Raw genomic sequence first — 8,985 nt, 5'->3', positions numbered from 1 at the left:
GCCTGGAACAGGCCAAGGTGGAAGCTATCCAGTCTCTACGAAGAGCAAACCACTGACTGGAGAGCCGGATGCGGGAGATCCGCACGTCCGGTTCGGAGGGAGGGGTGGCTCAACTCAATGAGCCATCCCTACCCCTATCGGTTGAGGGAAGGCTTGGCAGAGTGAGGGGGATGCGTCCGGATTCCACCGATTACGGTTGGGGAGGTGCGAAGTCATGCGAATGTTTGTTTTGAGACTGAACTCAGGATTTTATCAAACACCATTCGGCAGATACCGAACTCAAAACGCTCCGATTCATCGGAGCTGCAAAAACCCCGACAAGTCGGGGACATAAACGCTTTCTGGCGCTGTGGAAAATAGGGTTCAATGGTTCATCATATTGGACTCTCGAACGGCAACGAGGGTCCGAATTCTCACGAATCCGGCTACGGTTGATAGGGAGGCTTGGGTGTGTGGTGGGAAGAAGGGTCCGAATTCTGCTGAATTCGGCTCGGTTGAGGGGAGGCTGGCAGAGTGAGGGGGATGAGTCCGGATTCTTCGGAGTTTGGTTGTGGAGGTGTGAAGCGAAGCAGATCAGGGGAGGGGGCGAGGGTTTTTTCGCATTTGCATGGAGTTGTTCTCAGGGAGATCATCAGAGTGGAGTTCTCTACAGGCGGCGTCAACGGTGTTGGAAAAGAATTGAAAAAAAGAACGTTTTTCCGTACGGTTTTGTGCATGACGACAATTTCAGCAACAAAAGCCAGGGATACCCTTTACCGTTTAATCGACGAGGCCAACGAATCCCATACGCCCATCCAGATCACTGGAAAAAGAGGGAACGCTGTTTTGATATCCGAGGACGATTGGAAATCGATCGAAGAAACGTTGTATCTCAGCTCGGTTCCGGGAATGCTCGAATCCGTCAAAGAAGCGAGAAAAGAAAAGATTGAGAATTGCAGTGAGGAGCTGGACTGGTGAGCTACAAAATCGTCTATTCCAAGCAGGCCCAACAAGACGCCAAAAAATTAAAGAAAAATAACCTAAAAGATAAAGCTCAGGAAATTCTCAACATCCTCGAAAATGACCCCCTCCAAAATCCTCCAAGATATGAATCTCTCGTCGGCGACCTCAAAGGCTGCTACTCTCGAAGAATCAATATTCAGCACAGAATGGTCTACGAAGTATTCGAAGAGGAGAAAGTTGTTCGAGTTCTTCGAATGTGGACTCACTACGAATAAGTCAATCTGCATCAAGAGGCTTGGAGCAACCATGTAAATGTATTACTGATTCTGGTTTTGTTCACTGAACAGAAACGTAGGGTATTCGCTAGCCGGAGACCTCCGTTACCTCACAAGATGCGGCATCGCGGTGAACGCGAGTCCTACGGAAACGTGATTGATAATCAGTGCTTTTAACAAGAATTGGCATAAAAAAGCGGTCACTGATTCACATATTGGACTCTCGGACGGCAACGACGGTCCGAATTCTGCCGAATCCGGCTACGGTTGAGGGGAGGTTTGCAGCGTGTGGTGGGAAGAAGGGTCCGAATTTATGTGAATTCGGCTCGGTTGAGGAGGTATTGGCAGTTCTGGGGAAAATGACTTTGATCTGCACAAAGGGGGATCGCCCCCTCCTCCCAGAGTGAAATTCACTGGGGGAGGGATTGATCATGAGTCCTGTCCCAAGGAACCACAGAAGGACTGGCCTCACAACCTTGAGACGGTGCATGAGCACTGGAAGTTTCACGCAATCAAAGGTGAAGCATGGGGATGTGGACGGAGCAAATGGGAGGAACGCACAGAATCGCGTCAGTGATGCAGATCGGAACCTGCGACCAGCAAGAAGGGGATGTTTCCACTGCTCGCGATGGAATCGGCACCCGGTGTCAGAACCAGGGCTGAAGAGGGTAGCTGCAGTGCGTTTCGGACTTGTTGGGCGAGTTCGGGGTCAAGCGGGAGTGTGGTGAGAAATTCACAGTTCACGGAAACGGTGGCGGTCCCTGTGGTCACCATCAATCCGGGCTGATTGCGCCGCGCCCAGTCCTCAATGCAAGCGACCAAGACCAGATAGCTCTGCCGGCTCCGCTGCATCCAATACTCGATTTCTTCCTCATAGGCATCGCGATAGATCACCGTTTGGTAGGCGCGTTGAATCACCTCTTCATAGGCGGAAGGATTCGTTTCGAGCCAGGCCAGATGTTGCTTCAGTTGTTCGGAATAGTGCGCCACTCCCTCCAGAGGAGAACCGGACGGTGCTTGTGTTGATGTTGGATGCAGGCCAAAAGTGTCGAGAAATGCCCTCAAACGGACCGACTCCTGCAGGGAAGAATTGGCATGCAATGCAGCGCTTTCTGCCTGCAGTGCTGCTTCCATGCTGAGGTTCGCCGTTGCTGCGGACGGCTGGGTGGTTCCATTCACCTGCATGGCGGCGGCTACCACAGGCACTGGCAATGCATCAGGGGTAGCAGTGAGCAGGGAGGGAAGCAAGATGGCGGGCAAAGCGAGCAGCCAGATTGGAAAACGACGGGTTTTGATTGGCATAGAGCATGGATTTCACAAGATTCCATGGCATGCGTCAAACCCTGTTGCTTCTGTTCCGAATGCTTTTGTCTGCGTCTGCATGTGCATGCACGTTGTTGGTGGCTCAACCCTCGGGTGGTCCCTATGGACCGTTGAACCAGATCTATCCCATTCCCGAGGGCGTGCGATTGATCCATGTGGCTCCCGATGGAGACCCGCAAAGTGATGGGGATCAGCTTACCCATCCCACTACGATTGAAAACGCCATTGCCATGGCGACGACCGGGGATGCCATTCTCCTGCGCGGTGGACTTTACCGCACGGGAAGCCTGCGATTCAATCAGGGCATTCTACTGCAGCCCTACGGATCGGAACAGCCTGTGTTCACGGGCACGCTGCCAGCGGCAGACTGGACGCTGCAGGGTGATCAGCACTGGGTGACCACGTGGAAACACCTGTTTCCGGCAGCTCCTGCAGACTGGTGGCGGGCGGAGCGTCATGTGGATACCACGCCGCTGCATCGCTTCAACTACGACATGGTATTTGCGGATGGCAGACGCCTCGTGAGTGCGGGTTCGGTGGATGAGGTGGATGCGAATTCCTATTTCATCGATTACGCAGCAGGCCGAGTCTACATCGGCCTCGATCCAGAGCAGCATGCGATTGAAATAACGGCCCATGACAGTGCCATGGTGCGAACCCTGCGACGGGTGCATGGACGTGACAATGACGGGAAGGGACCGACGATTCGCGGTATCACATTCACACGCTACGCTCGACTGGCGCTGCTGGTGGAGGGTATTGAGCCGCAGCAACCCATGGATCCGTCTGATTTTGGCAAGGATATCGTTGGCACAACGCTGGAGCACCTGACGATATCCCACTGTTCGCGTGTGGCGGGCTATTTTCGTGGAGATGGATTTACCATGCGCCATTGCCGGGTTGAAGATTGCGGAACCGAGGGCATTTACGTGATCAACTCCGCGAACGTGCTGCTGGAGCGCAATGTGGTGACTCGCACAAACTCCCATGCTCCAATCAGGGGTTATTACGCATCGGCAATTAAGATTTTCAATCAATCGCACCATGTGGTGGTGCGGGACAATCTCATCATCGACAATCCCCATGCCAGCGGTATCTGGTATGATGTCGGCAACCGCCACGGATTGATTGTCAACAACTGGGTGGAACGCACCAATGACGGATTCTTTTTTGAAATTTCGGAAGGGGCGATCTGTGCACGGAATGTGTTTGTGGACTGCAGACCCGGGGTGAGACTGCTCAACAGTGCGGATGTAGCGGTGGTTCAAAACACCTTTGTCAACAGTGCGATTGAGGTGAACCGGTCGCTGCGCAGCTCGGAAGCGGGTGATCATTTTGGATGGCATGCCAGTGCGGGACCTTCCGTAGCGGACCGGGATCGCCACCAGGTGCAGAACAACCTGATGTTTTCGGATCGTGTCATGTCTGCTGGCTTCATCCAGGTTCGGGAGCAGGAAGGAGTTGAGTCGATTGCCCGACAGCCGCAACTTGCACAACTCGATGGAAACCTTTACGCAAGCGTGGCGGTGCCCACCCCTCTCTGGACTTGGGGTCGAAGCGGATATCCCGCACCGGAACCGAGCGAGGTGATCGGGAGTTTGCACGATCTGCAATCCGCATACCCTGAATTTGAGCGTCACGGACGGGCTGAGTTTTTGCAGGGCCAAACCTTGCTGCGCTCCGTCTCACTCAAGCGCATGCAGCCCCGGGCGGGGGCCAGCGGAATGGACGCTGGGGTCAGGCTGGCGGATGCCCTGAGCAACGCTGCAGGACTGGAATCCTCCGATCCTTTTCCGGGTGCCTACGTGCCCGTGCGAAAGCCATAATTCGAAACTCCCGGGAAACTTGCCATGAAATGCCTTGTGGTGGAAGACGATCAGCGCATCGCAGATCTGGTGAGCAAACGTCTCAGCTCCGATGGGTTTTTGGTCAGCACCGAACGCGAGGGGACCCTCGCGCTGGACCGTCTGTTGCGGGAGTGCTTTGACTTGGCGGTTCTCGACATCATGATTCCGGGAAGGGATGGTTTGAGTGTGCTGCGCGCGATTCGTGAACAAGGGGTGCATACCCCAGTGCTACTGCTCACAGCGCGCTCGTCGCTGGTGGAGCGTGTGGAGGGACTGGAATTCGGTGCGGATGACTACCTCACAAAACCCTTTCACATTGAAGAACTCTCCGCTCGGGTCCGTGCGCTGGCGCGTCGCGCGAAATCAGAGATCCTCACGGTGTTGAGCTTTGAAGACCTCAGCCTGCATCTGAGCAAGCGCGAGGTGTTGCGGGCTGGCGAACTCATTGAATTGACAAACCGGGAATTTGCCCTGCTCGAGTATTTTCTGCGCAACGCAGAGCGCGTGCTCTCGCGCACTCAGATTTGCGAGCACGTTTGGGGGTATTATTTTGATGTCAATGATAACCTCGTGGATGTGTATGTGAAACGACTGCGGAAAAAAATCGAACGGGATGGGCGACCCCGGCTCATTCAAACCATTCGCGGAGTGGGGTACAGCCTGCGCCTTGAGCCATGAATCGAAAAGTTCGCCTGCAAACCCGCATCCTCTATCAGTCCCTCTTGATCAACCTCGTCACCGTGGTGGTCTTTGTCGGAGGAACCCTCATCCACCTGCGCTACGGATTCAAACGAACGGTAGATGCCCAGTTGGAACTCCTCGGCCCGGAGATTCTGGAAAGTCTTTCGCAGCAGAGTGCATCGCTTGGGCAGCAGGAACTTCCAGTGCTGCTCACGCTCTTTGATGAGCAGAATCCAGTTCGCATACTCCGACTTGAAACCGTCACTAACCAAGCACTTTTTGACAACCCACGCTACACCCACCTCATCGCAGATTATCTGGATGAACGGGATGAGGAACTGGAGAAGGGCAAACCCGCAGAACGGTTTCAGACCCTGTGGTCGGAAGGTCGCACCCTTCGGGTCGCCCGCTACGAAAATCGGGCCTTCCGAATCTACATGGCCGCAGATCTGGCGCAGGTGGACGAGTCTCTCTGGCAGATCCTCATTGCATTTCTGGTGATGCTGCCTGTGACGGTTCTCGCCTCGATCATCGCCAGCAGCGTGCTTGCACGACGCGTCACCGATCCGCTCGATTCTCTGGCGCGCCAGGCAAAGCAAACTGATGCGAGTGGACTCAATCGCGCCATTTCGATCCGCGATGCGACTGTGGAGGTGGAGGCACTGGTTGCCATTCTCAATGACATGATGGATCGCCTCAACCGCAGCTTCCTTCAGGCGCGTCGCTTCAGCGCGGATGCGTCCCACGAACTCAAAACCCCCCTTACGGTCATGCATGGCATCCTGGCACAGAAGGTGGATGCTGCAGCGGAAGGCGGACTCTCACGCGAGGAATTGGATCAGCTCATGGGAGAAACCAATCGCATGCGCAAGATTGTTGAAGCACTGGTGGTGTTGGCAAAGGCGGACGAACAATCGCTGCTGCAGATTTCCCATACGGTGCGCCTGGGACCGATCCTGAGTGATTTGGTGGAAGATGCCTCCGCCATGGGAGAAGCATATGGGGTGACGGCCAGGCTCAGTGGAACGGGCCAGGGCTGGTTGAGTGGTGACGAACGCCTGATACGGCTCGCACTCTACAACTTGCTCAAAAATGCGGTCGAGCACGCCAATCCCGGATCAAGTGTCGAACTCGATTGCCAAATCAATCAAGGGTGGGTGGAACTGCAGGTCCGGAATCGTGGGAGGGCCATTTCGGAGAAAGATCGGGAACGCATCTTTGATCGCTTCTTTTGCGGCAATGGGGCAGCTGTGGAGGGTACCAGACGTGGACTGGGTTTGGGACTCAACCTTGCGATGGAAGTGGCACGCGCCCATGGTGGCACGGTGCAACTGCTTCGATCCGATGGAGAACTGACGGTGTTTTTACTAAAACTACCCCTCGCAGTTTCGACCTGAATCCAGGGGATCTAAAGCTCAATTCTGACAATTTTGTCAGACTAGCGTCCCGAATTCTGTCAGAATCCTCTGATAGAATGATGGCATGAATACCGTCGTGAGTCTGCCACACCCCCCTGATGTCGTGAGGGAGTCCGCTGCTTCACCGCTTCCGCTTCGGGTTTGCGATCTGGTGCAGTTTCACAGCCCGTTGAGTGGGGGAATTCGTCGTTACATCACGGACAAGGCACGAAAGCTTCGGGAGATGGGTGCAGTGCAGCATTTGATCATTTTACCAGGTCCCGAAGATCGCAGTTGGACGGAAGAGGGCACGCGCTTCGTACAGATTCAATCCCCGCTGTTACCCGGGTCGAAGAGTTATCGCACTTTTACCAATCCGGCCAAGATCCGGGCCCAATGGGATGCATTTCAACCCGATCTGATCGAGGTGGCCGACCCCTATCAAAGTGCCTGGATTGCCTTGCGATGGGCGCGTCATCGTTCAACGCGTGTGATGTTGTTTTACCATTCGGACTATCCGCGCGCCTGGCATCGATCCCTGCGAAAGGTGGGGCCGGACTTTGTTGCAACGGCTTTTGAACGAACTGTTGGCCGTTATCTTAGGTCTCTTTTCGAGCGAGCAGATGCGGTGTTGGTGTCGACAGAAAAGTATGAGCGCTATTGGCGCGCCCGGCTACGCACGCCCGTTCTCAACGTGGGACTGGGCTTTGACCCACGGGTGTTTTATCCCCGTGGAAATCGGGAATGGGTGCGGAGAAATCTGGGCATACGCCCCGATCAGCCTGTTGTGTTGTTTGTTGGCAGATTGGCACGTGAGAAACGCCTGCCCCTCTTGATTCGAAGTTTTGTGCAACTGAAGCAGCGCATGGCGGATGCCGAACTCGTGATCATGGGGGATGGGGAGGAAAAGGCCGCACTGGAGCGTCTCTGCTTGCGCGAGGGCATTTTCACAAAGTGGCTACCCTATGGAGCAAATCCCGAAGTGCTTGCAGCTACCTACTCAGCCGCAGATGTGTATGCGCATCCGGCACGCAATGAAACCTTTGGTTTGTCCGTGATCGAATCCCTGGCCTGTGGAACTCCGGTGGTTGCATTTCACCAGTCTGGTTTGGAGGAAGCCTGTCGTCATTCCTGCCGCTCCCTGCTGGTAAGGGAAGGGGATTTGGCGGCATTTACGGATGCGATTGAAGCGGTGCTCAAACGACCCCACGGTATGGAAGAGCGCAATCGCATGCACTCTGAGCTGGAACAGCGCGCAAATCTCGACCGCACGGTTGCGCGCTGGATGCACGTTGCTCTTCAGGTGTATCGGGGAAATTTGCAGAACCAGGGAGAACTGACAACACCATGAATTGTCCGTCACCCTCGCCACCCCGCCTGCGTCGATGGTTGAGTTATGCCCTCGGCGGCCTGCTCTGCTCGGCAACGATCGGGTTTCTGCTTTTGAAATTGACGACGCCCTCGTTTGAATGGCGCCAGTTGGCGGTACTGCCTGCCAAAGGGGTGCTGTCGCTTGTGTTGATGGTTGTGACGGCGTGGATCTGCAATGGATTGAGGACCTGGCGGCTTTCCCATATTGTGGGGCATCCCATCCGACTGGTAAAAGCAGTGGGAATCACGCTTTCGATGGAGTTTGCGATTGCAGCGACTCCAGCAGGGTTTGGAGGCATGGTGACGCGAGTCGCACTCCAGAAGAAGCAGGGCATTCCCTATGCGGCATCCACTGCCATGATGACTGCGGACTGGGTGGCGGATTTACTGTTTTTCGCGATATTGACTCCGGTGGGAATCTGGCAGCTGGCTGGGCTGGCAGCTCAGTGGGATCTGAACTGGCGTGTTCCAGGGCTGCTTGCATTGGCATTGCTTGCATGCGTTCTGATCGGGTGTTGCGCGTGGAGCGTTCGTGAGAAAATGCGCAGTTGGATACCGGCCAGGTATCGTTACATCTGGAGGGCGAGGTGGAGTCGTCTGGCTGAAACCGTTAGCGAACACCTACAGTCGGTCAAGCAATGCGCGCGCATGGTGGGCTCGAGTCATCGAATGGATTACTTGTGGGTGCTATTGTTTGCGAGTGTGCAATGGACCTGTCGCTACGGCATACTGGTGGTGATTTTCGTTTTGCTGGGTCAGTCCATACCCCCGGTTTTGCTGATGCTGCTTCAGGGAAGCCTGTTCCTGCTCGGACTGGTAGTAGTGCTTCCGGGAGGAGGTGGATCCGTTGAGGTACTTTCTACGGTGGCCCTTTCGCCACTGGTGGGTGTCCAGAGTGCCACACTTGCGGTCGTGATCTGGCGGTTTTTCACGTATTACCTTTATCTGATGGGCGGTGGCGGAGCCTTTTTGCTGAATGCCAGAACGTTGTTTGCGAAGTGAACTTGCAAGCGACTGCTTTGCAGGATCGATAACTTTTGGATTCTGATCGTGGGAATGGCTGTGGGTATTGTCCCTATGCACTCTATTCGATGCGGTTTTGTAGGAAAGAGACTCAACGTGATCGCAGAAATGTCGATGATGAGCATC

General features: G+C 54.9%; 8 protein-coding genes. 7 read left to right on the top strand and 1 reads right to left on the bottom strand.

Annotation, left to right across the window (positions count from 1 at the left end; genetic code table 11):
• Nucleotides 1-522 precede the first annotated feature (522 nt).
• Entirely contained in the window at nucleotides 523-957 is a 435-nt protein-coding gene (locus ABQ298_06210) for a type II toxin-antitoxin system Phd/YefM family antitoxin (GenBank protein MEQ9823959.1), read from the top strand.
• Entirely contained in the window at nucleotides 954-1,217 is a 264-nt protein-coding gene (locus ABQ298_06205; GenBank protein MEQ9823958.1) for a Txe/YoeB family addiction module toxin, read from the top strand. Before ABQ298_06210 ends, ABQ298_06205 begins: the two co-directional genes overlap by 4 nt.
• Nucleotides 1,218-1,787: 570 nt before the next feature.
• Here the strand turns inward: ABQ298_06205 and ABQ298_06200 are convergent.
• Nucleotides 1,788-2,519, bottom strand: coding sequence for a hypothetical protein (locus tag ABQ298_06200; protein ID MEQ9823957.1), 732 nt, complete (start codon nucleotides 2,517-2,519; stop codon nucleotides 1,788-1,790).
• Between the two features lie 98 nt (nucleotides 2,520-2,617).
• Between ABQ298_06200 and ABQ298_06195 the strand changes: the two genes are divergently transcribed.
• The 5 genes from ABQ298_06195 to ABQ298_06175 all read left to right on the top strand — a co-directional run bounded on the left by ABQ298_06195 (nucleotide 2,618) and on the right by ABQ298_06175 (nucleotide 8,838).
• Nucleotides 2,618-4,366: a right-handed parallel beta-helix repeat-containing protein gene (locus ABQ298_06195; protein MEQ9823956.1), complete on the top strand. Its 1,749-nt coding sequence runs from the start codon at nucleotides 2,618-2,620 to the stop codon at nucleotides 4,364-4,366.
• Between the two features lie 24 nt (nucleotides 4,367-4,390).
• Nucleotides 4,391-5,065, top strand: a complete 675-nt coding sequence (locus tag ABQ298_06190) for a response regulator transcription factor (GenBank protein MEQ9823955.1) — start codon at nucleotides 4,391-4,393, stop codon at nucleotides 5,063-5,065.
• Entirely contained in the window at nucleotides 5,062-6,465 is a 1,404-nt protein-coding gene (locus ABQ298_06185) for a HAMP domain-containing sensor histidine kinase (GenBank protein ID MEQ9823954.1), read from the top strand. Before ABQ298_06190 ends, ABQ298_06185 begins: the two co-directional genes overlap by 4 nt.
• Nucleotides 6,466-6,550: 85 nt before the next feature.
• Nucleotides 6,551-7,816 carry a glycosyltransferase gene (locus ABQ298_06180; GenBank protein ID MEQ9823953.1) on the top strand — a complete coding sequence of 422 codons (1,266 nt, stop codon included), beginning with the start codon at nucleotides 6,551-6,553 and terminating at the stop codon, nucleotides 7,814-7,816.
• Nucleotides 7,813-8,838: a lysylphosphatidylglycerol synthase transmembrane domain-containing protein gene (locus tag ABQ298_06175; GenBank protein ID MEQ9823952.1), complete on the top strand. Its 1,026-nt coding sequence runs from the start codon at nucleotides 7,813-7,815 to the stop codon at nucleotides 8,836-8,838. The genes ABQ298_06180 and ABQ298_06175 overlap by 4 nt, the downstream gene beginning before the upstream one ends.
• Nucleotides 8,839-8,985: the final 147 nt, after the last annotated feature.

It is taken from the genome of Puniceicoccaceae bacterium (assembly GCA_040224245.1).
Taxonomy (GTDB): Bacteria; Verrucomicrobiota; Verrucomicrobiia; order Opitutales; family JAFGAQ01; genus JAKSBQ01.
The sequence above is the reverse complement of the archived record's forward strand: the minus strand, read 5'-3'. Positions and strand labels throughout refer to the sequence as shown.